The organism is Streptomyces sp. SJL17-4, assembly GCF_036826855.1.
Lineage (GTDB): Bacteria > Actinomycetota > Actinomycetes > Streptomycetales > Streptomycetaceae > Streptomyces.
Window position 1 is genome coordinate 3,970,254 of sequence record NZ_CP104578.1, and the last position, 25,814, is coordinate 3,996,067.

A 25,814-nucleotide genomic window follows, 5' to 3' on the forward strand; every position below is an offset into this window, starting at 1 on the left:
GCGGTGAACTTTCGTTCCTGCGCTCCGGCGCGGGCGGCACCCCGACGTGCATCGGGCATCCGCGTTGTTCAAGACTGTAACCGAAGGCCCGGACGCTTGGACCGGCCGTCCGAACCGCGAGATGGAGATCACGTGCTGGAAGAGGTGGAGCGCTGGCTGGACCGGCGGTCCTGGTCCGTGGCGGACCGGCCGTTGGAGCGGATCCTCGCCGCCAAGCGGAACACGAAGGTCAGCGTCGTCCTGCCGGCGCTGAACGAGGAGGCGACGGTGGGTGACATCGTCGCGGTGATCCGGCGCGAGCTGATGACGGAGGCGGTGCCGCTCGTCGACGAGCTGGTGGTGATCGACTCGGGCTCCACGGACCGTACGGCGGAGGTGGCGGCGGCCGCCGGGGCGCGGGTGGTCGCACGGGACGCGATACTCCCCCGGATACCGGCCGTGCCGGGCAAGGGCGAGGTCCTGTGGCGGTCGCTGATGGTGACCACCGGGGACGTCGTGTGCTTCATCGACGCGGACCTGCGGGACTTCTCGGCGGACTTCGTGTCGGGGATCGTGGGCCCGCTGCTGACCGACCCGGACGTGGACTTCGTAAAGGCGATGTACGACCGCCCGTTCGGAGACACTCCTGGTCAAGGGGGCCGGGTGACGGAGCTCGTGGCCCGCCCGCTCCTCAATCTGCACTGGCCGCAGCTGGCCGGTTTCGTACAGCCGCTGGGCGGCGAGTACGCGGCGCGTCGCTCCCTCCTCGAACGGCTCCCCTTCCCGGTCGGTTACGGGGTGGAGCTCGGCCTGCTCGTGGACGCCCTGCACACGGTGGGCCTGGACGCGCTCGCGCAGGTGGACGTGGGGGTGCGCAAGCACCGGCACCAGGACGGTCTCGCGCTGGGCCGGATGGCGGCGGCGATCTACCGGACGGCGCAGCTGCGGTTGTCGCGGGGGCATCTGGTGCGGCCGCGGCTGACGCAGTTCGAGCGGGGCGAGAAGGGCTTCGAGCCGCGGACGTACGCGGTGGACACGGAGGAGCGGCCGCCGATGGCCGACATCGTGGAGTACGCGCGCCGCCGCGTGGCCTGACCGCCCGAACCGACCACGGGGCCCGGCCGCCCGAACCGACCGCGTGGCGTAACGCCCGATGATGATCTGTTTTGCCTACATTGCCCTTTTATGCGCTTCAGACAACATCACCTGGGCAGGGGGCTCGCGGCCGTCACGGCGGCCGGACTGGCGGCCGGCTCGCTCGTGTTCACCGCGGCGGGCCCGGCCGCGGCGGACGTGGTCGAGCCCTTCGGCAAGCGGTACGACGAGTCGCTGTACGGCGACTTCACGACCATCGGCAACACGGTCATGGGCTGCCCGACCGCCCCCGCCGACCTGGCCGCCCGCTGTGCGACCTCGGCGAGCGGCCAGGGCACGGACAACAACAACACCTTCGTGATGCGGCGGATCGACACGGGCGGCACCGGAGGCGACTACGGCTCCAGCACCGGCCATGTGAAGATCCCGGCGGGCGCGGAGGTGGCGTACGCCCGGCTCTTCTGGGGCGGCAACGACGGCACGTACAAGGGGCCGAGCGGGGCGCAGCTGAAGCGCTGCGACATCTCCGGCGCGGATGTCGAGCGCTCGCCCGGCGACCCCACGACGACCGCCCCGGTGATCAAGGTGGGCGCGGGCGCCGCGACTCCGGTGTCGATCGACAGCATGGTCGCCGACCCGGCCGACACCAACGGCCCGCACTACTACACGGGCGAGTCGGACGTGACGGCCGCCTTCGCGGGCACGTCGGGGACGGACGCGCAGGTGGCGGTCGGCAACATCTGGGCGCCCAACGGCAAGGGCTGCGTGGCGGGTTGGTCGCTGACTGTGGTCCACAAGTTCCCCGGCCCGGACCCGGTGAAGGCCCCCGAGCGCCGCAACGTCCACGTGTACGGCGGGCACGTCCTCCAGCGCTCGACCTCCCCCGCGACCACGATCACCGTGGACGGCTTCTACCGGAGCGGCGGCACGGCACGGGCGAGCGTCACCGCGTACGAGGGCGACTGGAACACCCCGGGTGACAAGTTCCTCGTCGACGGCAAGAACGTCACCGAGTCCCACACGGGGAACACCGACAACTTCTTCATCAGCGAGGACGACGGCGCCGTCGATCCCAAGCTGGTGAACAACCTGAGCATCGACGCCAAGGCCTTCGACATCCCGGACGGGGCCGTCCCGCAGGGCGCGACCTCGGCGGACCTGACCTTCGCCACGAACGGCGACACCTACGTGCCGTCCGGACTCGCCTTCTCCGTCCCGGTCCCCGACCTGGAGATCACCAAGACGGCGAGCCCGCGCACGGTGAAGCCGGGCGACACGCTCACCTACAAGATCACCGCGAAGAACATCAGCACGCTCGACTACCCGAACGCCACGTTCAGCGACGACCTGACCGGGAACCTCGACGACGCCGACTACAACGGCGACGTGAAGACGGACCTGGGCAGGGCGACGTACACGGCACCGAAGATCGGGTACGTGGGGACCATCCCGGCCGGGAAGACGGCGACCGTCACCTACTCGGTGAAGATCAAGAACCCGCCGACGGGCGACGGGAGGCTCCGCAACAGCGTGAAGGTGGAGACCCCCCGCTCCAACTGCGGAGACGGCAGCGCGGACCCGGCCTGCGGGGTGACCCCAGAACTCGAAAAGCCGAAGCCGACGCCGAAGCCGACGCCGACGCCGACGCCGACGCCGACGGACCCCTCCCCCACCCCGGTGGATCCGACCCCGACGCCGACGGACCCCACCCCCACACCCCCGGCGCCGTCCGAGCCGCCCTCCCCGACCTTCCCGACCCTTCCGGAGCCCCCGGCCCCGGCCCCGGGACCGCACGGGAACGGCGGCGGCTCGATGGCCGAGACCGGCGGCAACGGCGAGCGTCTGTGGCTCCTCGGCGCCCTGGGACTCGCCCTCGCGGCGACGGGCGTCGTGGCGAAGGCGGCGATGCGCGGACGCCGAGAGACCTGACCCGGCGGCGGCACGGCGCCGCGAGAACTGATCGCCGCTCACTCACGGTGGCCGGATACGCCCGTCTCGTATACGTACGTTTGAGCGTTTACGGGACGGGCTAGGTTCGCCCCATGGCATCTGTGCTCGTGGCATCCAACCGGGGCCCTGTCTCGTACGTGCTCGGCGAGGACGATTCGCTCGACGCCCGCAGGGGCGGCGGCGGACTGGTCTCCGGGCTGAGCGCCGTCTCCTCGCAGGACAGCCTGTGGGTGTGCGCGGCGCTCGGCGAGGGCGACCGGGAGGCCGTCCGGCGCGGAATCGGCGAGCCGGGCGTCCGGATGCTGGACATCGACCCGGAGGTGTACGCCGACGCGTACAACGGCATCGCGAACTCGGTGCTGTGGTTCCTCCACCACCATCTGTACGACATCCCCCGCGAGCCGGTCTTCGACGCGGAGTTCCGGCGCCGCTGGGAGTCGTACCGCGCCTACAACCGGGCCTTCGCCGAGGCTCTGGCGGCGGAGGCGGCCGAGGGCGCGGCGGTCCTGGTCCAGGACTACCACCTGGCGCTGGTCCCCGGAATGCTCCGCGAGCTCCGCCCCGACCTGCGGATCGGCCACTTCACGCACACGCCGTGGGCGTCCTCCGAGTACCTGCGGATGGTGCCGGACGACATCGTCGAGGAGCTGCTGTGGGGCATGCTCGGCGCGGACGAGCTGGGCTTCCACACCTGGGGATGGGCGTCGTTCTTCATCGGCTGCTGCTCTCAGCTCGACGACTCCACGGGCATGGCCCAGGGCGTCTGGCCGAGCGGCGACCCCTGGCACGGGGTGGAGTGGCGCCGCTACGGCGTCGGGAAGGGCCGGACCCGGGTCAGGGCGTACCCGCTGGGCGTGGACGGCGACGAGCTGCGCTCGCTCGCCCACCGGCCCGAGGTCGACGAGAAGCTCGTCGCGCTCCGGGCCGAGGTCGGCGACCGCAGGACCATCGTGCGCGTCGACCGCACCGAACTCTCCAAGAACATCCTCCGCGGCCTCCTCGCCTACCGGGAGCTGCTCACCGTCCACCCGGAGTGGCGCGACCGGGTGGTCCACCTGGCCTCGGCGTACCCGTCCCGGCAGGACCTGGAGTCGTACCGCGCGTACACGGCGGCGGTGGCGGACCTGGCCGCCGAGATCAACGCGGAGTTCGGCACGGAGGACTGGCAGCCGGTGATCGTCTCCGTGGAGGACGACTTCGCCCGCTCGCTGGCCGCCTACCGCCTGGCGGACGTGGCCCTGGTGAACCCGGTGCGCGACGGCATGAACCTGGTCGCGAAGGAGATACCGGTGGTCTCGGAGGCGGGCTGCGCCCTGGTCCTGTCGACGGGCGCGGGCGCGTACCGGGAACTACGGCAGGACGCCCTGACGGTGAACCCCTTCGACGTCTCGGAGACGGCCGCCGCCCTCCACACGGCCCTGACGATGCCGGCGCCCGAACGCGCCGACCGCACGAAGCGCCTCGCGACAGCGGCGACGGCACTGCCCCCACAGCGCTGGTTCCTGAACCAGCTGGAGGCGCTGCGGGAGGGCTGAGCGTCACTCCCGTTCCGGATCGACGAGTGCAGAGCAGTCGCCCCCGAGGATCTCCGAGGCCTCAGGCCTCGCCGTCCTTGCCGCCGTCGATGACAGTCAGCTCGGTGGCCTTCGGCGCGTACGGGTCAGGGGTGCCCGCAGGAATGTTCTGGATGGCCTGCCCCTGGGCGGCCCCGTTGCCGTTGAACACGAAGTCGGGCCGGATACGCCAGTCACGGCCGTCCGGGTAGATGAACCCGGCCTCGGCGAGCTGCCGAAGAGCCCGCGAAACGGTCGACTGGGACATGCCCACCTGCTCGGCGAACTTGACCTGGGTCTCCACACGGACCAGACCATGGTCCTTGCGGTTCTGAAGGGCACACATCTTGTGGAACAGCCTGTAGGACGCCCCACTGAGGTCCGCCTCGGCGAGAGCGTTGTGCGCGTCGTATCCCATCGTCGTGAACCCACCTCCCCGGAACCAGAGCCCGTGCGCGGCGCCGACCGACGAGTGCACAGTGAGGTCCTGCACCTCGCCAGTGGTCCGGTTGAGCGTCTCGATCTTGGTCACTCGTCGGGCCGCACGCACAGGGTACCTCCGTGACTAAATGAGGCCATCCAGAGCTGGATGGCCTCACCTAAGACCTTCACTGTGCATTCATTTTCGCATAACCCAAGCGACCACTAGGCCCTTCTATGCAATTTTGAATAATCGATCTCCATACCTGCAACACAGCTCGGCCCTTCGTGCAGGTCAGGGGCTTGTCGCGGTCAGCTCGTCTTAATAGGGAAAGGGCACCCGCCGCGCGGGAGCCCCTGCGGTACTCGCTGCGCTCCGTTCCTCGGGGGTGCCCCACCCTCGCCCTGGGCATCCACCGGCCGCCGTGGGCCGAGGTCGGGGCATCAAAGGGAAGCGTGGCCGAGGCGGGTGGATGGTTCCCGTGCACACGTGACGGACGCCCGTCCGGCCTTCCCGCCGCTTCGGCGGGCTGTCGTGGGCCGAGGTCACGACGGGCTTTCCCGAAGGTGCGGGCTTGGTCTCCTAGGACGCCTCCGTCCGCTCCCGGCGTTCGCCGCCCCAGGCCGCCAGCGGTTCCAGGGCATCGTTGAGGCGGATGCCGTCCTTCGTGAGGGCGTACTCGACGCGCGGCGGGACCTCCTCGTAGGAGACGCGGTCCACGATGCCGTCCGCCTCCAGTTCTCGCAGGTGGGAGGCGAGGACCTTCTCGGTGATGCCCGGGATGCTTCGGCGCAGCTCGCCGAAGCGGCAGTTCGGCCGCTGGTGCAGCGCCCAGAGGATGAGCACCTTCCACTTGCCGCCGATGATCTCCATCGCGGTGTCGATGCCGCAGACGTGCCCGTCCTCGGCTCCGGGCCGGTTCAGCGTCGCCATGTGCCCCACCCTTCTGACCTGTTCGCTCACCTCAGGGTAACCACCCACTTCCAAGTGGGTACTTGAGCAGGTCAGAGCCTCGGAGCAGTCTTGTGGTCATGACAGCGAACCTGACGCAGAAGACCCCGCTCACCCTCCTCGGCCTCGGCGCCATGGGGACCGCGCTCGCCCGGACCTGGCTCGCCGCCGGTCACCCGCTGACCGTCTGGAACCGCACCCCGGCCCGCGCGGAGGTGCTGGCCGCCGAGGGCGCGAAGGCCGTGGACAGCGTGGCCGAGGCGGTCGCGGCGAGCACCCTCGTCATCGTCTGCCTCCTCGACGACGCCTCGGTGGAGACGACCCTGGACGGCGTCGACCTGACCGGCAAGGACCTGGTCAACCTGACCACCACGACCCCCGCCCAGGCCCGGACCCGCGCCGCGTGGGCCGAGGAGCGGGGCGCCCGCTACCTGGACGGCGGCATCATGGCCGTACCGCCGATGGTCGGGATCCCGGAGGCCGGCGGCTATGTGTTCTACAGCGGCTCGCGGGAGCTGTTCGAGCTCCACCGGGAGTCCCTCGCCGTGCCGGTCGGCACCACTTACGTCGGCGAGGACGCGGGCTTCGCGGCCCTCCACGACGTGGCTCTGCTCAGCGCGATGTACGGGATGTTCGCCGGGGCCACGCACGCCTTCGCCCTGATCCGGCGGGAGAACATCGACCCGGTCGCGTTCGCCCCGCTGCTCGGGAACTGGATCAAGGCGATGGTCGATCCGTCGGTCGGGCAGACGGCCCGCCAGCTGGTGAGCGGCGATCTCACCGCGGACGTGGTCTCCAACCTGGCGATGCAGGTGGCCGGCACGACGACGCTGCTGACCACCGCCGAGGAGCAGGGCGTCAGCGCGGAGCTGATCCGGCCGCAGTTCGACCTGATGCGCCGCCTCCTCGCCGTGAGCACCGGCGAGGAGGACCTGACGGGCACGGTGGACCTTCTTCTCGCGTAGCGGGCGGCACCTGCGGCCGGTAGCCCGGTGCCCGGTGCCCGGCAGCCGATTACCGGTAGCCGGTAAATCGGCTACCGGTAATCGGTGCGACCCCCTCCTCCTGAGGGGTGGTCTCGTGTCAGACTCTGCGGCGATCGTTCCCCCAGGCGATCCGTTTTCCCCCTCAGGCAAGCGGAAGGATCGCAACAGACGTGAAGAAGATTGTCGTGGGCATGACCCTCGGGTCGGCGCTCACCGCCCTTCTCGCCGCGGGGCTCACCCCCGCCACCGCGCAGGAGGCCCCGGACACCCCCGCCGGCGCCGCCGCGCACCGGCCGGACAACCGTCCCGGACCGCTCACGAAGCAGCGCACCGAGCTGCGGGAGAAGGCGATCGACCTGGTCGCCAAGGGCAAGGCCAAGGCGAACGCCGAGGGCGTCGTCGAGGTCGCGCCCGGCAAGTTCACCGAGATCGAGACCACCACCGCCGACCGCCAGGAGAAGATCTTCACGATCCTCTCCGAGTTCGGCACGGACGGCGCCGGCAAGTACGGCACCGTCCCCGGCCCCCTGCACAACGAGATAGCCCAGCCCGACCGGAGCGTGGACAACTCCAACGCCTGGACGGCCGACTTCGACAAGGCGTACTACGAGAACCTCTTCAACGGCTCCGGCGAGTCGATGAAGACGTACTACGAGAAGCTCTCGGGCGGCCGCTACTCGGTCACCAACACCGTCGAGGACTGGGTCAAGGTCCCCCACAACGCCTCCTTCTACGGCGACAACGCCATCGAGGACAACGGCGGCTCGTGGGCCTTCGTCCAGGACACCGGCGACGCCTGGTGGAACGCGCAGCTCGCCGCCGGCAAGACCCCCGCCGAGATCGACGCCTACCTCGCCCAGTTCGACGTCTGGGACCGCAACGACTGGGACCACGACGGCAACTTCGACGAGGCCGACGGCTACATCGACCACTTCCAGGCCGTCCACGCCGGCATGGGCGAGGACGCGGGCGGCGGCGCCCAGGGCGAGGACGCCATCTGGTCGCACCGCTGGTATGTGAATGGCGATGATTACGGGCTCACCGGGCCCGACGTCTCCGGTACGCAGAACAAGGCGGGCGGCGCCCGCATCGGCCAGTCCAAGTACTGGCTCGGCGACTACACCACCGAGGGCGAGAACGGCGGACTCGGCGTCTTCTGCCACGAGTTCGGCCACGACCTCGGCCTGCCGGACTACTACGACACCGACGGCGGCGAGAACTCCACCGCCTTCTGGACCCTCATGAGCTCCGGCTCCTGGCTGAGCCACGGCGCCGCCGCGAACGCGGGCATCGGCACCCACCCGGGCCTCATGGGCGCCGAGGAGAAGCTCTTCCTCGGCTGGCTGGACTACACCGACGCCCCGCTCGGCGCCACCGGCACGTACACCCTCAACCCGGCGCAGCTCCAGGTCACCGGCAAGGACCAGGCGGTCCGCGTCGCGCTCCCGGACAAGGCGAGCAGCACCACCTACACCACGCCCACCTCCGGCACCCACGCCTGGTGGACGGGCTCGGCCGACGGCCTCAACCAGTCCCTCACCCGCTCGGTGCCGGCCGCCTCGCGCGTCACCGTCAAGGCGAGCGCCTGGTACGAGATCGAGGCCGACTTCGACTACCTCTTCGCCGAGTACTCCCTCGACGGCGGAGCCAACTGGGCCCGCGCGGGCGCGGCCGTCGACGGCTCCTCCGCCGGGAAGTGGACGACGCTGCGGTACGCGTACGACTCCGCGGGCAAGCCCTCCCTCTTCCGGTTCCGCTACCAGACGGACGGCGGCGTGCACTACGCCGGCGCGTTCCTCGACGACATCTCGCTGAGCTCGGGCGGTACGACCCTGGCCACCGACGACGTCGAGCAGGGCGCGGGCGCCTGGACCGCCACGGGCCGCTGGAACATCTCCACCGGCACCGAGACGGCGACCTACCCGCGCTACTACCTCCTGGAGAACCGCGAGTACGTCGGCTCCGACGCGCTCCTCGCCGAGGGCCCGTACCAGTTCAGCAAGGGCATCACCGCGCCGGACTGGGTCGAGTACTTCCGCTACCAGAACGGCATGCTCGTCTGGTACGTCGACCGGTCCTTCGACGACAACAACGTCAGCGCCCACCCGGGCGGCGGCCAGGCCATGGCCGTCGACGCCCGCCCGGCCCCGTTCCGGTACGCCGACGGGACCGCGCCCAGCAACCGGCGCCAGCCCTTCGACGCGACCTTCGGCCTGGAGGCCACCGACGCGACCTGCCTCCACAAGGAGGCCCTCGTGGGCAAGGGCGGCAGCCAGACCGTCCAGACCCTTGCGGCCTGTGCGCCCTCCGTCCCGGGCATCCCGGTCTTCGACGACACGGACCCGAACGCGTACTACGACACGTCGGCCCCGCAGGCCAGCGTGAAGGTCGCCGGCCATGGCGTCCGCGTCACGATCACCGGCGACGCCGGTGACGACCTGACGATCAGCGTGGCCAACCCGGCCGCGCACTGATCAACCGCTGAGGGGGGCGGTACGGGAGGGGCCTCAGGCCTCCTCCCGTACCGCCCTCGCCAGTTCCGCCAGGAACGCGACCACGCCCGCCGGGCCCCGCACCGCCAGGTCCGCGCGGTCGGCCAGTTCGGGGACCTCCGTGGAGCCGCTGCAGACCAGGAGGCCCGGGGTGCCGTCGGAGCGGAGCTTCTCGACGGCGGCGAAGGCGGGCAGGTCGCCCAGGTCGTCGCCCGCGTACAGGACGGACCCCGCGTCCACCTCCCGTACGTACTCCGCGAGCGCGACGCCCTTGTCCATGCCCGGGGGCCGCAGCTCCAGGACCATGCGGCCGGGCTCCAGGACGAGGCCGTGGTGGGTGGCGAGGTCGCTCAGTGGGCCCTTGAGGGCCTCGAAGGCGCGCTCGGGGTCGAGGGCGCGGCGGGTGTGGACGGCGACCGCGCGGCCCTTCTCCTCGATCCAGACGCCCGGCCAGGCGCCGGCCCGGTCGAGGAAGCCCGGGAGCTCGGCGCGGACGGAGGCCACGCCCGGGTGCGGGGCGGCGGCCCGGACGGTGCCGCTGCGGGCGTCCCAGCGTTCGGCGCCGTAGTGGCCGAGGACGACGAGGTGCTCCAGGCCGGGGACGCCGGCGAAGCCGCCGTACCGGACGGCGACCCCGGCGGGGCGGCCCGTCACGACGGCGATGGAGGCGACCTCGGGGGCGAGGGCGGCGAGCGCCTCGACGGCGCCGGGGTGGGCGCGGGCCCGTTCGGGGTCGGGGACGATCTCGGCGAGGGTGCCGTCGAAGTCGAGGGCGACGACGGCCTTCGCGGGCCGCGCGAGGAGCGCGGCCAGACCGTCGCGGCCGGCGGATGTGGTCGGGTGCGGGAGGCTGCTGACCATGTCCCCGACCCTACCGATGCGGGGCGCCCGCGTCAGGGGCACGAACGAGACGTGAGCTCAGCGCCTTCTCTGTTTCTCGTCCCGTACCCGGCGCAGGCGGTTCACCGTCACCGGGTCGTGGGCGAGGGCCCTCGGGTCGTCCAGAAGGGCGTTGAGCAGCTGGTAGTAGCGGGTCGGGGAGAGTCCGAGGTTCTCGCGGACCGCACGCTCCTTGGCGCCGGGGCCGGGCCAGGAGCGGCGTTCGACGGCGAGGAGGGCCTGCTCGCGCTCACCGAGCCCGCCGAGGTCGGCGAGGTCGGCGAGGCCGCCGACACCGGCAGCGACGGCGGCCTCGGCAGCGTCGGCGCCGTCACCGGCGTCGACGGCGCCATCGGCAGCGTCGGCGCCGTCGCCGTCATCGGCGGCGGCGTCCACCGCTTCCCGGTCCTCGGTCATAAGACCAACCTATTACTCGGCGCTCTCCGCCGCCGTCGCCGCCCGGCCTATCGACCCGAGGACCTCGGCGGGTACTCCGGCCGGGGTGACGGCCTTGCCGATGTTCTGCTTGACGTTCTCGCTGACCTTGGCCCAGGACGTCTTGCCGACCGGCGGGAGCTGGCTCTCCGGCAGCGTCTTGAGGAAGACGCGCAGGTTGGCGTGCTCGGGCTCGGTCTCCATGCGGGTGGAGGCGGTGACGGTGACCGGGAGGAGGTCGTTGTCGCCGGCGAACTTCAGGACGTTCTCGTCGCTGAAGACGAAGTTGAGGAAGTCGCCGATCTCCTTGCGGTGACCGTTCTGCTTGAAGCCCATGATCCAGTCGGCCACGCCCATGGCGGCGTCGGCCTGGCCGTCGACGCCCGGGAGCGGGACCTGGCCCACCTCGACGCCGTTCTTGGCGGCTTCCTTGAGGAGCGAGGGGTGGCCGTTGAGCATGCCGACCTCGCCGCTCGCGAAGGCGGCGAAGGCGGCCTTGCGGTTGAGCTTGCCGGGGGCGACGGGCCCGGTGAGGCCCTTGCCGACCAGGTTGTTCTTGAGCCAGTCGAAGGTCTTGATGTTGGCGTCGGAGTCGACCGCGTAGTGGTCGGTGCCGTCGGTCCAGCCACCGCCGCCGCTGAGCATCCACATCAGGGCCTCGGCCTGGGCCTCCTCGGGGCCGAGGGGCAGCGCGAAGGGGGTGCGGACACCGTTGTCCTTCAGCTTCTCGGCGGCCTCGGCGAGCTCGTCCCAGCTGGTGGGAGCCTTGGCGCCGGCCTCGTCGAAGAGGGCCTTGTTGTAGAACAGCGGCCGGGTGGAGGCGACGAAGGGCAGCCCGTACTGGATCCGCTTGTGCTCCCCGGCCTCGACGAGCGGCGCCAGGAAGTTGGACTGGACGGGTATGGAGAGGAGCTCGTCGGCGGCGTAGAGCTGGTCGGCGGCCGCGTAGTCGGCGTAGGCGCCGATCTGCGCGATGTCGGGGGCCTTGTCGGCCTTGACCATCTCGGCGACCTTGCGGTCGACGTCGTCCCAGGACTCGATCTGCACCTCGACCTTGACGCCGGGGTGTCCGGCCTCGAAGGCGGAGACGAGGCCGGCCCAGTACTTCTTGGTGGTGTCGCCGCCGGTGAGGTCGTAGTCGGCGGCGACCAGTCTGAGGGTCACGTCGCCGGAGTCGCCCCCGAGGGAGCCACAGCCGGCGACCGTGGCGGTCAGTCCGAATGCGGCGACGGCCGCGGTCAGTCCAAGGAATCGTCGCCGCTCCACGGCTTCATCCACCTTTTGCTCGTCGTTGAGCTGCATCGAGCCGCACGTTTGCTCTGCGCAGGGCCGTAAGTCTCTCGCGTGCGCGGGTATGAGGTCTACACCACTCGGGTATCACTTCCGCAACGCCACCGGGACGATGGGCCCCATGACGGGACCCGAATTTGTATCCGTACGCAACAATCCTCGGCAGTGGACTAGACCTTTTGGGTCCGCGAGGGCCAAACTGTCCCCCGTGAGACACGTCATCGCCCTGGATGTGGGCGGCACCGGCATGAAGGCCGCCCTCGTCGGGGCGGACGGCACCCTGCTCCACGAGGCCCGCCGCGCCACCGGACGCGACCGCGGCCCCGAGGCCGTCGTGGAGACGATCCTCGGCTTCGCCGCCGAGCTCCGCGCCCTCGGCCAGGAGCGGTACGGCGAGCCCGCGGCGGCCGCCGGAGTCGCCGTCCCCGGCATCGTCGACGCGGAGAACGGCATCGCCGTCTACGCCGCCAACCTCGGCTGGCACGACGTTCCCATGCGTGAACTCCTCAGCGGCAGACTCGACGGCATCCCCGTCGCCCTCGGCCACGACGTCCGCACCGGCGGCCTCGCCGAGGGCCGCATCGGCGCGGGCAACGGCGCCGACCGCTTCCTCTTCGTGCCCCTCGGCACCGGCATCGCCGGTGCCATCGGCATCGGCGACCGCATCGAGGCCGGCGCCCACGGCTACGCCGGCGAGATCGGCCACATCGTCGTCCGCCCCGGCGGCACGGTCTGCGGCTGCGGCCAGCGCGGCTGCCTGGAGCGGTACGCCTCCGCCTCCGCCGTCTCCCTGGCCTGGGCCGAGGCGAGCGGCGACCCGAAGGCCGACGCCGCCGACTGCGCGAAGGCCGTCGAGTCCGGCGACACCACGGCCCTGCGGGTCTGGCAGGACGCCGTAGACGCCCTCGCGGACGGCCTGGTCACGGCCCTCACCCTGCTGGACCCCCGCACGCTCATCATCGGTGGCGGACTGGCCGAGGCGGGGGAAACCTTGTTCACACCACTTCGGGCCGCGGTGGAGGAGCGAGTCACGTTCCAGAAGCTGCCCGCCATCGTCCCGGCGGCCCTCGGGGACACCGCCGGTTGCCTGGGCGCGGGCCTCCTCGCCTGGGACCTGCTCGCCGACCGGCGCCCCCAGCGCCCCACCGACTCGGAGGTTTCCGCCTGATGGCCGATCACAAGGTTCTCGCCGGCGCACACGTCGTGCTGCCCACCGGGATCGTCGAGAACGGACGCGTGATCGTCGACGGCGAACGCATCACCGGCAGCACCCACGAGGACGCCCCCAGCCTGGACCTGACCGGGCACTGGCTCGTCCCCGGCTTCGTCGACATGCACAACCACGGCGGCGGCGGCGCGTCCTTCACCTCCGGCACCGTCGACGAGGTCCTCAAGGGCGTCCACACCCACCGGCTGCACGGCACCACCACCGTCGTCGCCTCCTTCGTCACCGGCGAGATGGACTTCCTCACCCAGCGGGCCGGGCTGCTCTCCGAGCTCGCCGAACAGGGCGAGATCGCCGGGCTCCACTTCGAGGGCCCGTTCATCTCCCCCTGCCGCAAGGGCGCCCACGACGAGACGCTGCTCCGCGACCCCGACCCGGCCGAGGTCCGCAAGCTGATCGACGCCGCCCGCGGCCAGGCCAAGATGGTCACCCTCGCCACCGAGCTGCCCGGCGGCATCGACTCCGTACGCCTGCTCGCCGAGCACGGCGTGATCGCCGCCATCGGCCACACCGACGCGACGTACGAGCAGACCGTCGCCGCCATCGACGCGGGCGCCACCGTCGCCACCCACCTCTACAACGCGATGCCCGCCCTCGGCCACCGCGCGCCCGGCCCGATCGCCGCCCTCCTGGAGGACGAGCGGATCACCGTCGAGCTCATCAACGACGGCACCCACCTCCACCCCGCCGCCCTGGAGCTCGCCTTCCACCACGCGGGCCCCGAGCGCGTCGCCCTCATCACCGACGCCATGGACGCCGCCGGCTTCGGCGACGGCCGCTACATGCTCGGCACGCTGGAGGTCGAGGTGAAGGACAGCGTCGCCCGCCTCGTCGAGGGCGGCTCCATCGCCGGCTCGACCCTCACCCTGGACCGCGCGTTCAAGCGCGCCGCCACCATCGACGGCCTGCCCGTCGAGTCGGTCGTCCAGGCGATCTCGGCCAACCCGGCCCGTCTGCTGGGCGTGTACGACCGCGTCGGCTCCCTGGAGCCCGGCAAGGACGCCGACATCGTGGTCCTGGACGCCGAGTTCAACCTCAAGGGCGTCATGCGCAAGGGCGAGTGGATCGTCGACCCGAAGGCCTGAACACACTTCTGCCCCGGCGTCACACCCTCCTGATCCGGAGTCACACGCTTCTGATCAGGAGTCACGCGGAAGGGCGGTGGGCCGGGGGTCTGGGCCTACCGCTATTCGTTTGGCATGATCAGTGCCCGTCGGAGCGCACGTTCCGCAGGACTTCACACGGAGTACGGGGGTTGGTCAGGTGATTCTCACGGTCACCCTCAACACGGCGGTGGACCTGACCTACCGGGTCCCCGCCCTCACCCCGCACGCCTCCCACCGGGTCACCCAGGTCATCGAACGCCCCGGCGGCAAGGGCCTCAACGTCGCCCGGGTGCTCGCCGCGCTCGGGTACGAGACCGTCGCCACCGGCTTCGCGGGCGGCGCCACGGGAGCCGTGCTCCGCGAGCAGCTCGCCGCGACCCCGGTCCGCGACGAACTCGTCGAGACCGCGGGCCCCACCCGCCGTACCGTCGCGATCGTCGACACCGCGAGCGGCGACACCACCCAGCTCAACGAACCGGGCCCCACGGTCACCGCCGCCGAGTGGACCGTCTTCCGCACCCGCTTCGCCGCGCTCCTCGACGGCGCCGCGGCGGTCGCGCTCTGCGGCAGCCTCCCGCCGGGCATCCACGTCGGCGCGTACGCGGAGCTCGTCCGCCTCGCCCGTACGGCCGGAGTGCCCGTCCTCCTCGACACCAGCGGCGAACCCCTCCGGCGCGGCATCGCCGCCCGCCCGGACCTCGTCAAGCCCAACGCGGACGAACTCGCCCAGCTCACCGGCGCCCGCGACCCGCTGCGCGCGACCCGCGAGGCCCGGGGCCGGGGCGCCCGTACGGTCGTCTCCTCGCTCGGCCCCGAAGGCCTCCTCGCCGCGACCCCGGAGGGCCTGTGGCGCGCGGCCCCGCCGGCGGCCGTGAAGGGCAACCCGACGGGCGCGGGCGACTCCGCCGTAGCGGGCCTCCTGTCGGGCCTGGTCGACGCCGCCCCCTGGCCCGACCGCCTGGCCCGCGCGGTCGCCCTCTCGGCGGCGACGGTCCTCTCCCCGGTGGCCGGCGAGTTCGACCCGACGGCCTACGAGGAGCTGCTGCCCCGCGTGAAGGTCACCGAGGAACCCGACCGGCCGTGACGCACGCCGCTGTCGACCGGGACTAGGACTTCGGCGGGGTCACTTCCAGCCAGTCGAGCAGCACGTCGCACTGATTGCCGGTCTCGCACGAGATCTTGATCTCGTTCTCGCCCTTCTGGAGGTCGACCGGCGCCCAGGTGGTCTGCCAGTTCTTCTCCAGGTTCGGGTCCGAGGAGTGGATGAAGTTCTTCAGCCCGAGCGGCGAGGTGTTCGCCTTGCCGTTGACCGTCAGCGTCGCGTTGGCGTCGACGGCGGGGATGGCGTAGCGCACGGTCAGGTGGTACTTCCCCTCCGTCGGCATGTTCGCCTTCCAGGTCACCGAGGAACCGACCTGGTTGAAGCCCGCGACATAGGTGCCGTTCGAGCCCTCGGCGCCCTTGACGTCCGTGGCGAGTCCCGCGCTGCCGCCCAGCTTCAGCGTGGCCGCGTCCTGCTTCGGGAGTTCGACCGGGGTCTCGTCCGCGCTCGGCTCGGTGCTGGGCTCCTCGGACGGGTTCACGGGCGCGGTCGTGGTGGTGCCACCGGTGCCGGCCTGCTTGTCCTTGTCGTCCTCGTTGCCCATGTTGGTGATCACGGCGGCCGCGATGCCGACCACGACGACCGCGACGACCGCGACCGCGCCGATGAGGATGCCCCGGGTGTTGGGGCCGCGGCCGGAGCCGCCACCGTGGTGCTGCTGCGGCGGGGGGCCCTGCCGGGTCGGCGGGCCGCCGTACGTCTCGGGGGCGGCGTACTGCGCCTGCGGCTGGCCGTACGGGGCCTGCTGCTGCGGCGGTACGTACGGCTGCGCGTGCTGCTGGCCGCCGTGACCGCCGTACTGGCGCTCGCCGACCGTTCTGACCTGGTTGTACGAGGTGCGGGGCACGCCGGGCTGGGCCGCGGCGGGGCCGGGGTAGCCGTAGCCGCCCCCACCCGGGGGCTGGGCGCCCGCGGCCTGACCGTCCTCGTACAGGTAGCCGAACGGGTCGTCGTTCTCGGGCTTGTTCGCGCCGTCGTTACCGGCAGCCATCCGGGTTCCTCTCCATGCTCGCCAGCCGTCGCCGACCGGCCGAGCCTACCTCGAACGGACCAGCCCCCGAAGCGGCCCCGGGCGTGTCAGGAGCCTCAGCCGGCGCGGCGGTGAACCTTGGCACGGGAGCGTTTCTCCACGTACATCCGCTGGTCCGCGGAGTTCAGGACCTCTTCCACGGTCATCCCGCATTCGGCCCAGCCGATGCCGAAACTCGCCCCGACGCGGACCGCCCGACCGTCCACCCGGATCGGCGGAATGATCGCGTTGCGCAGGCGTACGGCCAGGTCGGCCGCGTCCGCCGCGCCGAGACCGTCGGCGAGGACCACGAACTCGTCACCGCCGAGCCGGGCGACCGTGTCCCCGTCGCGGACCCCGGTGGTGAGACGGCGCGCGACCTCGATGAGCACCGCGTCACCGGTGTGGTGCCCGAAGCGGTCGTTGATCGACTTGAAGCCGTCGAGGTCGCAGAAGAGGACGGCGAGGCCCTTGGTGCCGTCGTCGATGTCACCACCCGAGGGGGCCACCATGTGGACATGGTGGTCGTACGGGCCGACGCCCGCCGGCTCGAAGCCGAAGCCGTGCTCGTGTTCGTGCTCGTACGGCGACTCGTAGCCGGAGTGGCCGGACCCCCCGGAGCCCCCGGAACCGCCGGAACCGCCGGGGTCGTAGCCCGTGTGACCGGAGTCCTGGCCGGTGCCGTATCCGTTGTCGTATCCGGTGTCGTGTCCCGTCTCGTAGCCGCCGTCCCGCGCGGAGTCGTACCCCCCGGACGCGTACCCACCGCCGTACCCGGCGGCCTGGTCGACCGACACGTGCGCCGCCGGGCGCTCGCACAGCCGGGCGGAGAGCCGGGACCGCAGCTCGGCGCTGTTGGGGAGACCGGTGAGGGCGTCGTGCGAGGCCCGGTGGGCGAGCTGGAGCTCGTGCCGCTTGCGCTCCTCGATGTCCTCGACGTGGGTGAGGAGGAAACGGGGGCCGTCGGCCGCGTCGGCGACGACCGAGTTGCGGAGGGACACCCACACGTACGTGCCGTCGCGCCGCCCGAGCCGCAGCTCGGCCCGGCCGCCCTCGGCGGAGGTCCGCAGCAGCGTCCCTATGTCCTCGGGGTGGACGAGGTCGGCGAAGGAGTAGCGCCGCATCGCGGCGGCGGGCCGGCCGAGGAGCCGGCACAGGGCGTCGTTGGTGCGCAGGAGCCGGCCGTGCTGGTCGCCGCCCATCTCGGCGATGGCCATCCCGGAGGGGGCGTACTCGAAGGCCTGCCGGAAGGATTCCTCGCTGGCCCGGAGTGCCTGCTGCTCCCGCTCCAGGCGGACGAGGGCGCGCTGCATGTTGGAGCGGAGCCGGGCGTTGCTGATGGCGATCGCCGACTGGGAGGCGTACATCTGGAGCGCCTCCTGGCCCCAGGGACCAGGGTGCCGGCCGTTGCGCGGGCGGTCGACGGATATGACGCCGAGGAGCTCACGGCCGGAGCCGGGCGGGGGTCCCCCCGGGCGGGCGGAGCCGAGCCTGGGCGAGTACATGGGGGCGTAGAGGCGGTCGTGCGGGTGCCACTCGTCCTCGAAGCGGGGCGCGGGGCCGTCGGTGTGCCACTGGGGGACGTCGTCCTCCATCAGTACCCAGCCCTCGGTGTGCGGGATGAACCGCAGGTCGCCCCAGGCGGTGGCCATGGACAGGCGGCGGTCCCAGGAGGCGCGGGAGCCGACCCGGCCGGTGATCAGGGCCTCGGCGGCGGAGCTGCCGGCGAAGGCGGCGACGACGAGGTCACCGTCGGGGCGTACGAGGTTGACGCAGGCAAGCTCGTAGTTGAGACCGGCGACCACACCCTCGGCGACGGTCTGCAGGGTGTCCGCCAGGCTGCGCGCAGTGTTGAGGTCCGCCACGACCTGATGCAGCTGCCGCAGGGTCGAGAGACGGACGTACGGCTCCGACTCGGTCTCCATCGCTCGCTCTCCCCGAGACCTCGACAGCAACTCCAGGGTTCTCATCGGCTTCGTGTTGCACAGTCACCGTTCGTATTGCACTGTCACTGCCACTGAATCACAGCGAGCTGCGCACCCGGTACACAGGGTCAGCAAATACTGGTCGCTGTGACTCAAGTCACAGCAGGTCATGGCGGGTCATGGCAGGTCACGGCGGCTCGCACCTGCCTCCCGCCCGGGTCCTAGGACCGGCGGGGGTGGCGGACTGGTCCCCCGGTCCGATGCGGCGCCGGAGGGCCGGGGCTAGCGTGCGGGTGTGCTGCAGAAAACTCCCGCCTCGCCCCCCGTGTCCGATCTGGCCATCCCTCATGCTGAGGGAGTGAGCAACGACGAGTTCCGGGCGGCGATGTCCCGCCTCGCGGCCGGCGTGGTCCTGGTGACCGCGCACGACCCCGACGACGGCCCGCGCGGTGAGGACGTCGGCATGACGGCCACGGCCTTCGTCTCGGTCTCCCTCGACCCGCCCCTGGTCCTGGTCAGCCTGCGCAACGGCTCCCGCATGGACGACCTGCTCACCGACGTGCCCGTCTGGGCGGTGTCGATCCTCGGCGAGAACCAGCGGCACATCGCGGGGCGCTTCGCCATGAAGAACCGGGTCAGCGACCGGCTCCTCTTCGCCGACCTGCCGTACGCCCGCGGCGAGGAGAGCGGCGCCCCGCTCATGGGCGGCGCGCTGGCGACCCTGGAGTGCCGTACGGAGAGCAGGGTCGTGGCCGGCGACCACACGCTCGTGGTGGGCCGGGTCCTGACGGTCGCCGCGGGGGCGGCGGAGGGCGGCCCGCTCACGTACTACCAGGGGAAGTACCGGCACCTGTCCTGAGGACGGGACGTACGGACGGTACGGGACGTACGGCGGTACGGGACGTACGGCGGTACGGGACCGGATCAGCCCCAGTCGCGGGACTGGCGCGTCCGCTTCGTCTCCGAGCGCTGCTTCTTCTCGCGCAGCCGGCGCTCGTTGATACCGCGGGGGATCTTCGTCGGCCGGCGGGGCTTCGGCGGCGGGGCCGTCGCCTCGGCGAGCAGCGCGGCGAGCCGCACCGCCGCCGTCTCGCGGTTGCGCCACTGGGAGCGGTGCTCCGAGGCGCGGACCGTCACGACGCCGTTCACCAGGCGGGTGGCGAGGCGCTCCAGGGCGCGGGCCTTCCACACCTCGGGCAGCGCGTCGGTGGCGGCGAGGTCGAAGCGGAGCTCGACCTGGGAGTCGCTGGTGTTCACATGCTGACCGCCCGGGCCCGAGGAACGCGAGAAACGCCACTGGAGCTCGGCCTCGGGGAGCGAGACGGAGCCGCGGATGGGATACGGACCGGACATGCCTCCCATGTTCCCCGCAGGGGGCCATCGGAGTCATCCTGTTTTCGCCGGGAGAGCACCGGGAACCGTCCGGGGGCACCACGCGTTTCTCCAGGCGAAGACACCACGATGAAAGGGACTTTCCATGGCTGTGAGCCTGTCCAAGGGCGGCAACGTCTCTCTGACCAAGGAGGCCCCGGGCCTCACCGCTGTCACTGTGGGCCTCGGCTGGGACGTCCGCACCACCACCGGTACCGACTTCGACCTCGACGCCTCGGCGATCGGCGTGGACGCCGCCGGCAAGGTCGCCTCCGACGCACACTTCGTCTTCTTCAACAACAAGGCGACGCCGGACCAGACCATCGTCCACACCGGTGACAACCGCACCGGCGAGGGCGGCGGCGACGACGAGCAGATCAACGTCAACCTCGCGGCCCTCCCGCCGAACGTCGACAAGATCGTCTTCCCGGTCTCCATCTACGACGCGGTCAACCGCTCGCAGAACTTCGGCCAGGTGCGCAACGCCTACATCCGCATCGTGAACCAGGCCGGCGGCGCCGAGCTCGCCCGCTACGACCTCTCCGAGGACGCGGCCGTCGAGACCGCCATGGTCTTCGGCGAGCTGTACCGCAACGGCGCCGAGTGGAAGTTCCGCGCGGTCGGCCAGGGCTACGCCTCGGGCCTCGAGGGCATCGCCCGCGACTTCGGCGTCAACCTCTGACCCGTCACGACGCGTGAGAGCCCCGGCCGGGTTTCCCCGGCCGGGGCTCTCCCGTTGGCCCTAACCTTTCGGCGTGATCGTCGAAACCCTCGCGCCCAAGGCCCTGGAGGACGGTGCGGCCCTCCCCGGCCCGCTGCTCACCGAACTCACCGCGCTGTACGCCTCCGACGAGGAGTTCCAGCAGCTGAGCGGCGACTTCCCGGACCCGTCCGACATCCGGCCCGAGCAGGTCGCGGCCGCCCTCGCCGACGAACTCGCGCGGGCCACGGCCGAGGTCCTGCTGGCCCGCTCCGAGGGCCGGCTCGTCGCCGTCGCCGTCACCCTCGGCCGGCACCCCGACCCGGCGGAACCCGAACCGTGGCTCGGGCTCCTCATGGTCCACGGGGACGAACGGCGTACGGGCCACGGCCGCCGGCTCGCCGCGTACGTCGAGGACCGCTTCCGTGCCGGGGGCCGTACGGGCCTGCGGCTCGCCGTCCTGGAGAACAACCCGAAGGCGCTGGCCTTCTGGACCTCCCTCGGCTACGAGGAGACCGGCCGCCGACCGGACCTCGCCCACGGCCGCCCGTGCGTGGTCATGCGGAAGGGCCTGGCCTGACCTCGACCAGGGAGAGCGCGTCGGCCGCCGCCGGGGAGAGCTCTTCCACCGGCGCGGTCAGCGGCCGCCACTCGACGGCCTCCGTACTGCCGTCCACCTCGGTGACGACCAGGGGGTCGCCGGGCCGGAGCTCCACCGCGTAGAAGACCGCCACCAGGTGCCAGGTCACACCGTTCCGGGTGGCCGTGTACGTACGGGCGTCGACCAGCCGGGCCTCGGCGAGCACCCGGCCCGTCTCCTCGTACAGCTCGCGCGCCAGCGCCTCCACCGGCTGCTCGCCGGGGTCGATCCCGCCGCCCGGGAGATGCCAGAGGCCGGGCTCGAAGACCGCCGAGGCCTCCGACAGACGGGTCAGGAGCAGCTGCTCGCGCTCGACGACGATCGCGTAGGCCGATACGCGTCTCCGTATGCGGGTGTTCATCGCTTCCCCTCCGGGGTCATCGCTTCCGTTCCGGGTTCATCGCTTCCCTTCCGGGTTCATCGCTTCCCTTCCGGGTTCATCGGGTGTCCGGCTTCTCCTCGCCGTACAGCCAGATGTCCCACAGCTCGTCCAGGTCGCGTCCGGCCACGCTCTCCGCGTAGGCGGTGAAGTCGTCCGTGGAGGCGTTGGCGTGACGGTACTTCGCGGGCCAGCCGCGGAGGATCTCGTCGAAGGTCTTCTCCCCGACCGTCTCGCGGAGCATGTGCAGGACCATCGCGCCCCGCTGGTACACGGGCGGGTCGAAGAGGTTCTCGGCGGTGGGCGGGGAGGCCGGCGGGAAGGCCCAGTTGGCCTCCTGGGCGAGGGCCCGCTCGAAGTGCGTCCGCGCGGGGACGTGCTCGTACTCCTCCGTGTACAGCCACTCGGCGTACGTCGCGAAGCCCTCGTTCAGCCACAGGTCCCGCCAGCTCGCGGGCGAGACCGAGTTCCCGAACCACTGGTGGGCCAGCTCGTGGACCAGGGTCGTCCGGTCGAAGGCGGCGGCCGGGAAGACGGGCCGCGTCTGGGTCTCCAGGGCGTACCCGAGCGTCCCGTCCTCGGTGACGATCGCGCCGGCGCTGGAGAAGGGGTACGGCCCGAAGCGCCGGGTCTGCCGGGCGATGATCTCGGGGATCTCGCCGCGCAGCGGGGCGGTCGCGTCGGCGATCGGGCGTTCGGCGGCCGTGAGCACGGGGACGGAGTCAGGGGCCCCGGTCGCGACCCCGTCCCCGTCCCCGTCCCCCTTCGCGACACCGGTCGCCGTCTCGTACCGGCCGATCGCGACCGTCGCGAGATAGCTCGCCATCGGCTCGGCCATGTGCCACTCGGTCGTCACGCGGCCGTCGGCCGCCGTCCGGCGGGCGGTCCTGACACCGTTGGACAGACCTTCGAGTCCGGCCGGGACGGTGAGCGTCAGCTCGTACGCGGCCTTGTCGGAGGGGTGGTGGTTGCCCGGGAACCAGGTCATCGAGCCGGCCGGTTCGCCGACCGCCACGGCACCGTCGTCGGTGCGCAGCCAGCCCTCCTCGGAGCCGTCCGCGTCCGTGATCGGCTCGGGCACGCCCCGGTAGGTGACGGTGGTCCGGAACTCCGCGCCCTCGCGGATCTCCTCGCGCGGCCGGAGCGTCAACTCGTTCCCGGCCCGGTTGACCGCGGCGGGCGCGTCGTCGACGGACGCCCGGTCGACGGTGAGCCCGGCGAGGTCGAGGTTGAAGGCGCTGAGGTCCTGGGTGGCGCGGGCGGTGATCTCGGCGGTGCCGTCGAGCCGCCCGGTCCGGGGCTCGTACGCGAGCGTGAGGGCGTAGTGGCTCACGTCGTAGCCGCCGTTGCCGAGCCTCGGGAAGTACGGGTCGCGCAGCCCGGCGGCCCCGGGGGTTCCCCGGACGCCGCCGGTGGCCTCCGTACAGCCGCCCGCGAGGAGTGCGAGGGCGGTGAGGGCGGCGGCGAGGCCGCCCGCGGCTGCTCCGGCCCGGTGGCGCCGGTCCGTCCGGTTGCGCTGGGTCACGTATCGATCCTATGCAGGGCCGATACGCGAAAGGTGACGGCGCCCGGCGGGGGATCCGGGCGCCGTCACCGGCTGTGGGGTGGCCGGGGGCTACTTGTGATGGCCGGGGGGCTACTTGTCGAGGGCGGCGACGCCGGCCTGGGCGAACTTCTCGTCGAGGTCGCCCGAGGGGGCGCCCGCGACACCGATGCCCGCGATGGGCGCGCCCTTGGCGGTCACCGGGGCGCCGCCGCCGAGGAAGAGGGTGCCGGGGATGTCCTTCAGGGTCGGGGCGTTCGCGAGGCGCTTGACCAGCTCCGAGGTCGGGGCGTTCCAGGACACGGCGGTGTACGCCTTCTTCTCGGCCGACTCGTAGGACTGCGGGCCGGCGCCGTCGCCGCGCAGGGTGACGATGGTGTTGCCGTTGCGGTCGACGACGGCGACGGAGACACGCTGGTTCTCCTTCTCGGCGGCGTCGAGGGTCGCCTGCGCGGCCTTGGTGGCGGCCTCGATCGTCAGGTGGGTCGACTGCTGGAGGTTGTCGTCGCCGGCGTCGGCGCGGACCACGGCGGCAGGGGCGGCGGCCGGGGCGGAGGCGTTCGCGGAGACCGCGCCGAAGGTACCGGCGGCGACGACAGCGGCGGCGGTGGCACCGAAGAGGATCTTCTTCATGAGGAACTCCGTGAGGGTGAGGTGCGGATGAGGAGGCCGTTCGAGCCGCAGGGCGGTGTGTGTGCCGTTCCCTCGCTCTGCCATCAATCCTGTGGCCGGAACCCGGGCCGTTCGGTCCACGGTCCGGCTGCCCTGCTCACGCACACTGGAGGACGGCCGGGTCAGCCGATCGGCTGATGCCCCCGTGGTCCCCCCGGGCCAGGATGGACAGATATCCCCAGGTCAGGAAGGTGAGAACGTGACACGGCCGACGGAGACCCAGGAGCGGGACCCCGACGCCCGCTGGCTCGCGCGGGTCATGCACATCGCCTTCTTCCTCCTCCTCGGCGCCTCGCTCGCCCGCTTCCTGCTGCGCCACCCCTGGGAGGACCGCAGCCCCTGGATCGTCGCCCTCTCCGGCGCCCTCGCCTCCCTCTACCTCCTCGGGCCCGTCGTCGGCACCCGCGCCGCGCCCCGCCGGATCGCCTGGCTGGGCACCGTCGTCGCCGTCTGGATCCTCCTCGTCGTCCTCGCGCCGAGCTTCGCCTGGTGCGCGGTGCCGCTCTTCTACACGGGCCTGCGCACCCTCCCGGCGCGGGCCGCGCTCGGCCTGGTCACGCTGCTCACCGCGTTCGTGGTGTTCGCACAGGTGCAGCTCGCGCACGGCGGCTGGGACCCGAACCTGATCGTCGCTCCGCCGGCCGTCGCCGCCATCGCCACCGGGGTCTTCGTGTACTCGGACCGGCAGGCGGCCCGTCAGCGGGCGCTCATCGACGACCTGATCCGCACCCGGCGCGAACTCGCCGCGATCGAGCGCCGCGAGGGCACCCTCGCCGAGCGCCAGCGGCTGTCCATGGAGATCCACGACACCCTGGCGCAGGGCCTGTCCAGTCAGCAGATGCTGCTCCAGGCGGCCGACCGCACCTGGGACAGCGACCCGGCCACCGCCCGCCGCCATGTCCGTACGGCCGAGTCCATCGCCGAACGCAACCTCGCCGAGGCCCGCCGTTTCGTCCACGACCTGGCACCCGCCGACCTCGCCGAGGGCGGCGGCCTCGAAGAGGCCCTGCGGGGCCTGGCGGCCCGCGAGTCGACGGCCTTCCGGGTCGACGGGACCGCGGTCCCGCTCCCCGAACGGGTGCAGTCGGCGCTCCTGCGGATCGCGCAGGGCGCCCTCGCCAACATCCGCGAGCACGCCGGCGCCGACTCCGCCGCCCTGACCCTCACCTACCTCGACGACCAGGTGGTCCTGGACATCGCCGACGACGGCCGCGGCTTCGACCCGGTCGAGACTCCGGGCGGCGTGCGGGGGCACGGGCTGCCCGCGATGCGCGTGCGGGCGCGGCAGCTGGGCGGCACCCTGACAGTCGAGTCCACGCCGGGCGAGGGCACGGTGCTCTCGGCCGCGATCCCCCTCCCGGGTCCGCACCCGGCGAACCCGCCCTCGGCCCCACCCCCGCCGCCGAACCCGCCCCCGAACCCGCCCTCCCAGGAGTCGTGATGTCCGTACGGATCCTCCTCTGCGACGACCACGTCGTCGTCCGCGCCGGCCTGCTCGCCCTGCTCGGCAGCACCCCCGACATCGAGGTCGTCGGCGAGGCCGGCAGCGGCGAGGAGGCCGTCGCGATGGCGGCGAAGCTGAAGCCGGACGTCGTCCTGATGGACCTCCAGCTGGGCGCGGGCATCGACGGCGTGGAGGCGACCCGCCTGATCGCGCCCACCGGCGTCCACGTACTCGTCCTCACCACCTACGACACGGACGCCGACATCACCCGGGCCATCGAGGCGGGCGCCACCGGCTACCTCCTCAAGGCCGAGCGGCCGGAGGAGCTGTTCGCCGCGATCCACTCGGCCGCCCAGGGCCGCACCGCCCTCTCCCCGCCGGTCGCCAGCCGGGTCATGGACCGGATGCGGGGCGCGGCGGGCCCGAGCCTCACGGACCGGGAGCGGGACATCCTGGGCCAGCTGGGGCGGGGCCTCGGCAACCGGGAGATCGCGCGGGCGCTGTTCATCAGCGAGGCGACGGTGAAGACCCACCTCGGCCGCATCTACGCGAAGCTCGGCGTCGACACGCGCGCGGGCGCGGTCGCGGTCGCGAAGGAACGGCGCCTGCTGCCGTAGACCGCGCCTCGTCCGTACGCGACACCGCGCGTCGTCATACGCGACACCGC

At 72.0% G+C, this 25,814-nt stretch carries 23 protein-coding genes and 1 pseudogene; 13 read left to right on the top strand and 11 right to left on the bottom strand.

The features are described from left to right. The first annotated feature begins 132 nt into the window (after positions 1-132). The 3 genes from N5875_RS17610 to N5875_RS17620 all read left to right on the top strand — a co-directional run bounded on the left by N5875_RS17610 (position 133) and on the right by N5875_RS17620 (position 4,559). Positions 133-1,074 carry a glucosyl-3-phosphoglycerate synthase gene (locus N5875_RS17610; protein WP_318208574.1) on the top strand — a complete coding sequence of 314 codons (942 nt, stop codon included), beginning with the start codon at positions 133-135 and terminating at the stop codon, positions 1,072-1,074. Positions 1,075-1,164: 90 nt separating this feature from the next. After that, positions 1,165-3,003: a hypothetical protein gene (locus N5875_RS17615; RefSeq protein ID WP_338494728.1), complete on the top strand. Its 1,839-nt coding sequence runs from the start codon at positions 1,165-1,167 to the stop codon at positions 3,001-3,003. A 113-nt stretch (positions 3,004-3,116) separates the two neighbouring features. After that, complete coding sequence (locus N5875_RS17620) at positions 3,117-4,559, top strand: trehalose-6-phosphate synthase (RefSeq protein ID WP_318208572.1); 1,443 nt, start codon at positions 3,117-3,119, stop codon at positions 4,557-4,559. A 61-nt stretch (positions 4,560-4,620) separates the two neighbouring features. On the opposite strand, the gene N5875_RS17625 is transcribed toward N5875_RS17620, so the two are convergent. Then, the gene (locus tag N5875_RS17625; RefSeq protein WP_338494730.1) at positions 4,621-5,109 is read right to left on the bottom strand and encodes a helix-turn-helix domain-containing protein; all 489 of its coding nucleotides are present in this window, start codon (positions 5,107-5,109) and stop codon (positions 4,621-4,623) included. Between the two features lie 471 nt (positions 5,110-5,580). Continuing rightward, positions 5,581-5,931: a helix-turn-helix domain-containing protein gene (locus N5875_RS17630; protein ID WP_338494733.1), complete on the bottom strand. Its 351-nt coding sequence runs from the start codon at positions 5,929-5,931 to the stop codon at positions 5,581-5,583. A gap of 98 nt (positions 5,932-6,029) precedes the next feature. On the opposite strand from N5875_RS17630, the gene N5875_RS17635 reads away from it, so the two are divergent. Then, a complete protein-coding gene (locus N5875_RS17635; RefSeq protein ID WP_318208569.1) occupies positions 6,030-6,914 on the top strand; it encodes an NAD(P)-binding domain-containing protein in 885 nt (294 codons plus the stop codon). 191 nt (positions 6,915-7,105) lie between these two features. Then, positions 7,106-9,409, top strand: coding sequence for an immune inhibitor A domain-containing protein (locus tag N5875_RS17640; protein WP_318208568.1), 2,304 nt, complete (start codon positions 7,106-7,108; stop codon positions 9,407-9,409). Between the two features lie 33 nt (positions 9,410-9,442). Here N5875_RS17640 and otsB read toward each other — a convergent pair whose 3' ends face one another. The 3 genes and pseudogenes from otsB to N5875_RS17655 all read right to left on the bottom strand — a co-directional run bounded on the left by otsB (position 9,443) and on the right by N5875_RS17655 (position 12,043). After that, positions 9,443-10,288, bottom strand: coding sequence for a trehalose-phosphatase (gene otsB / locus N5875_RS17645; RefSeq protein ID WP_318208567.1), 846 nt, complete (start codon positions 10,286-10,288; stop codon positions 9,443-9,445). A 57-nt stretch (positions 10,289-10,345) separates the two neighbouring features. Further along, a pseudogene (locus tag N5875_RS17650) lies at positions 10,346-10,555 on the bottom strand (DUF3263 domain-containing protein); the annotation flags it as partial. 180 nt (positions 10,556-10,735) lie between these two features. Next, positions 10,736-12,043 carry an extracellular solute-binding protein gene (locus tag N5875_RS17655; RefSeq protein WP_318208566.1) on the bottom strand — a complete coding sequence of 436 codons (1,308 nt, stop codon included), beginning with the start codon at positions 12,041-12,043 and terminating at the stop codon, positions 10,736-10,738. Positions 12,044-12,239: 196 nt separating this feature from the next. Here N5875_RS17655 and N5875_RS17660 point away from each other — a divergent pair, with 196 nt between their 5' ends. The 3 genes from N5875_RS17660 (at position 12,240) to N5875_RS17670 (ending at position 15,446) form a co-directional block, all read left to right on the top strand. Continuing rightward, entirely contained in the window at positions 12,240-13,199 is a 960-nt protein-coding gene (locus tag N5875_RS17660; RefSeq protein WP_318208565.1) for an ROK family protein, read from the top strand. Beyond that, positions 13,199-14,341, top strand: a complete 1,143-nt coding sequence (gene nagA, locus N5875_RS17665; protein ID WP_338494738.1) for an N-acetylglucosamine-6-phosphate deacetylase — start codon at positions 13,199-13,201, stop codon at positions 14,339-14,341. The genes N5875_RS17660 and nagA overlap by 1 nt, the downstream gene beginning before the upstream one ends. Positions 14,342-14,519: 178 nt before the next feature. Further along, on the top strand, positions 14,520-15,446 hold the full coding sequence (locus N5875_RS17670) for a 1-phosphofructokinase family hexose kinase (protein WP_338494740.1): 927 nt from the start codon (positions 14,520-14,522) through the stop codon (positions 15,444-15,446). 22 nt (positions 15,447-15,468) lie between these two features. On the opposite strand, the gene N5875_RS17675 is transcribed toward N5875_RS17670, so the two are convergent. Both N5875_RS17675 and cdgB read right to left on the bottom strand, forming a co-directional pair. Continuing rightward, the gene (locus N5875_RS17675; protein WP_338494743.1) at positions 15,469-16,455 is read right to left on the bottom strand and encodes a CBM35 domain-containing protein; all 987 of its coding nucleotides are present in this window, start codon (positions 16,453-16,455) and stop codon (positions 15,469-15,471) included. A 95-nt stretch (positions 16,456-16,550) separates the two neighbouring features. Beyond that, entirely contained in the window at positions 16,551-18,398 is a 1,848-nt protein-coding gene (gene cdgB, locus N5875_RS17680) for a diguanylate cyclase CdgB (protein ID WP_338494744.1), read from the bottom strand. Between the two features lie 295 nt (positions 18,399-18,693). Here cdgB and N5875_RS17685 point away from each other — a divergent pair, with 295 nt between their 5' ends. Beyond that, the gene (locus tag N5875_RS17685; protein ID WP_318208559.1) at positions 18,694-19,257 is read left to right on the top strand and encodes a flavin reductase family protein; all 564 of its coding nucleotides are present in this window, start codon (positions 18,694-18,696) and stop codon (positions 19,255-19,257) included. A 65-nt stretch (positions 19,258-19,322) separates the two neighbouring features. Here N5875_RS17685 and arfB read toward each other — a convergent pair whose 3' ends face one another. Further along, a complete protein-coding gene (arfB, locus tag N5875_RS17690) occupies positions 19,323-19,760 on the bottom strand; it encodes an alternative ribosome rescue aminoacyl-tRNA hydrolase ArfB (protein WP_209496113.1) in 438 nt (145 codons plus the stop codon). A 115-nt stretch (positions 19,761-19,875) separates the two neighbouring features. Here arfB and N5875_RS17695 point away from each other — a divergent pair, with 115 nt between their 5' ends. After that, positions 19,876-20,451 carry a TerD family protein gene (locus N5875_RS17695; RefSeq protein WP_318208558.1) on the top strand — a complete coding sequence of 192 codons (576 nt, stop codon included), beginning with the start codon at positions 19,876-19,878 and terminating at the stop codon, positions 20,449-20,451. Positions 20,452-20,524: 73 nt separating this feature from the next. Next, positions 20,525-21,049 carry a GNAT family N-acetyltransferase gene (locus N5875_RS17700; RefSeq protein ID WP_338494750.1) on the top strand — a complete coding sequence of 175 codons (525 nt, stop codon included), beginning with the start codon at positions 20,525-20,527 and terminating at the stop codon, positions 21,047-21,049. Here the strand turns inward: N5875_RS17700 and N5875_RS17705 are convergent. From N5875_RS17705 to N5875_RS17715, 3 genes are all read right to left on the bottom strand, one after another. After that, positions 21,027-21,470 (bottom strand): NUDIX domain-containing protein, encoded by a 444-nt coding sequence (locus N5875_RS17705; protein WP_318208556.1) that lies wholly within the window; start codon positions 21,468-21,470, stop codon positions 21,027-21,029. The genes N5875_RS17700 and N5875_RS17705 overlap by 23 nt on opposite strands. A gap of 76 nt (positions 21,471-21,546) precedes the next feature. Further along, positions 21,547-23,013, bottom strand: coding sequence for a M1 family metallopeptidase (locus N5875_RS17710; RefSeq protein WP_338494753.1), 1,467 nt, complete (start codon positions 23,011-23,013; stop codon positions 21,547-21,549). Between the two features lie 111 nt (positions 23,014-23,124). Further along, positions 23,125-23,664: a heme-binding protein gene (locus N5875_RS17715; RefSeq protein WP_318208621.1), complete on the bottom strand. Its 540-nt coding sequence runs from the start codon at positions 23,662-23,664 to the stop codon at positions 23,125-23,127. A gap of 298 nt (positions 23,665-23,962) precedes the next feature. On the opposite strand from N5875_RS17715, the gene N5875_RS17720 reads away from it, so the two are divergent. Together N5875_RS17720 and N5875_RS17725 are read left to right on the top strand one after the other, a co-directional pair. Next, positions 23,963-25,144: a sensor histidine kinase gene (locus N5875_RS17720; protein ID WP_318208620.1), complete on the top strand. Its 1,182-nt coding sequence runs from the start codon at positions 23,963-23,965 to the stop codon at positions 25,142-25,144. Beyond that, on the top strand, positions 25,144-25,764 hold the full coding sequence (locus N5875_RS17725) for a response regulator transcription factor (RefSeq protein ID WP_030223700.1): 621 nt from the start codon (positions 25,144-25,146) through the stop codon (positions 25,762-25,764). The genes N5875_RS17720 and N5875_RS17725 overlap by 1 nt, the downstream gene beginning before the upstream one ends. Positions 25,765-25,814 lie beyond the last annotated feature (50 nt).

Bases quoted from the DNA above. Each gene is read 5' to 3' on its own strand.
- N5875_RS17615 (WP_338494728.1), top strand. From the start codon at position 1,165: ATGCGCTTCAGACAACATCACCTGGGCAGGGGGCTCGCGGCCGTCACG.
- N5875_RS17620 (WP_318208572.1), top strand. From the start codon at position 3,117: ATGGCATCTGTGCTCGTGGCATCCAACCGGGGCCCTGTCTCGTACGTG.
- N5875_RS17630 (WP_338494733.1), bottom strand. From the start codon at position 5,931: ATGGCGACGCTGAACCGGCCCGGAGCCGAGGACGGGCACGTCTGCGGC.
- N5875_RS17635 (WP_318208569.1), top strand. From the start codon at position 6,030: ATGACAGCGAACCTGACGCAGAAGACCCCGCTCACCCTCCTCGGCCTC.
- otsB (WP_318208567.1), bottom strand. From the start codon at position 10,288: ATGGTCAGCAGCCTCCCGCACCCGACCACATCCGCCGGCCGCGACGGT.
- N5875_RS17655 (WP_318208566.1), bottom strand. From the start codon at position 12,043: ATGCAGCTCAACGACGAGCAAAAGGTGGATGAAGCCGTGGAGCGGCGA.
- nagA (WP_338494738.1), top strand. From the start codon at position 13,199: ATGGCCGATCACAAGGTTCTCGCCGGCGCACACGTCGTGCTGCCCACC.
- N5875_RS17675 (WP_338494743.1), bottom strand. From the start codon at position 16,455: ATGGCTGCCGGTAACGACGGCGCGAACAAGCCCGAGAACGACGACCCG.
- cdgB (WP_338494744.1), bottom strand. From the start codon at position 18,398: ATGGAGACCGAGTCGGAGCCGTACGTCCGTCTCTCGACCCTGCGGCAG.
- arfB (WP_209496113.1), bottom strand. From the start codon at position 19,760: ATGGGAGGCATGTCCGGTCCGTATCCCATCCGCGGCTCCGTCTCGCTC.
- N5875_RS17695 (WP_318208558.1), top strand. From the start codon at position 19,876: ATGGCTGTGAGCCTGTCCAAGGGCGGCAACGTCTCTCTGACCAAGGAG.
- N5875_RS17705 (WP_318208556.1), bottom strand. From the start codon at position 21,470: ATGAACACCCGCATACGGAGACGCGTATCGGCCTACGCGATCGTCGTC.
- N5875_RS17715 (WP_318208621.1), bottom strand. From the start codon at position 23,664: ATGAAGAAGATCCTCTTCGGTGCCACCGCCGCCGCTGTCGTCGCCGCC.
- N5875_RS17720 (WP_318208620.1), top strand. From the start codon at position 23,963: ATGCACATCGCCTTCTTCCTCCTCCTCGGCGCCTCGCTCGCCCGCTTC.
- N5875_RS17725 (WP_030223700.1), top strand. From the start codon at position 25,144: ATGTCCGTACGGATCCTCCTCTGCGACGACCACGTCGTCGTCCGCGCC.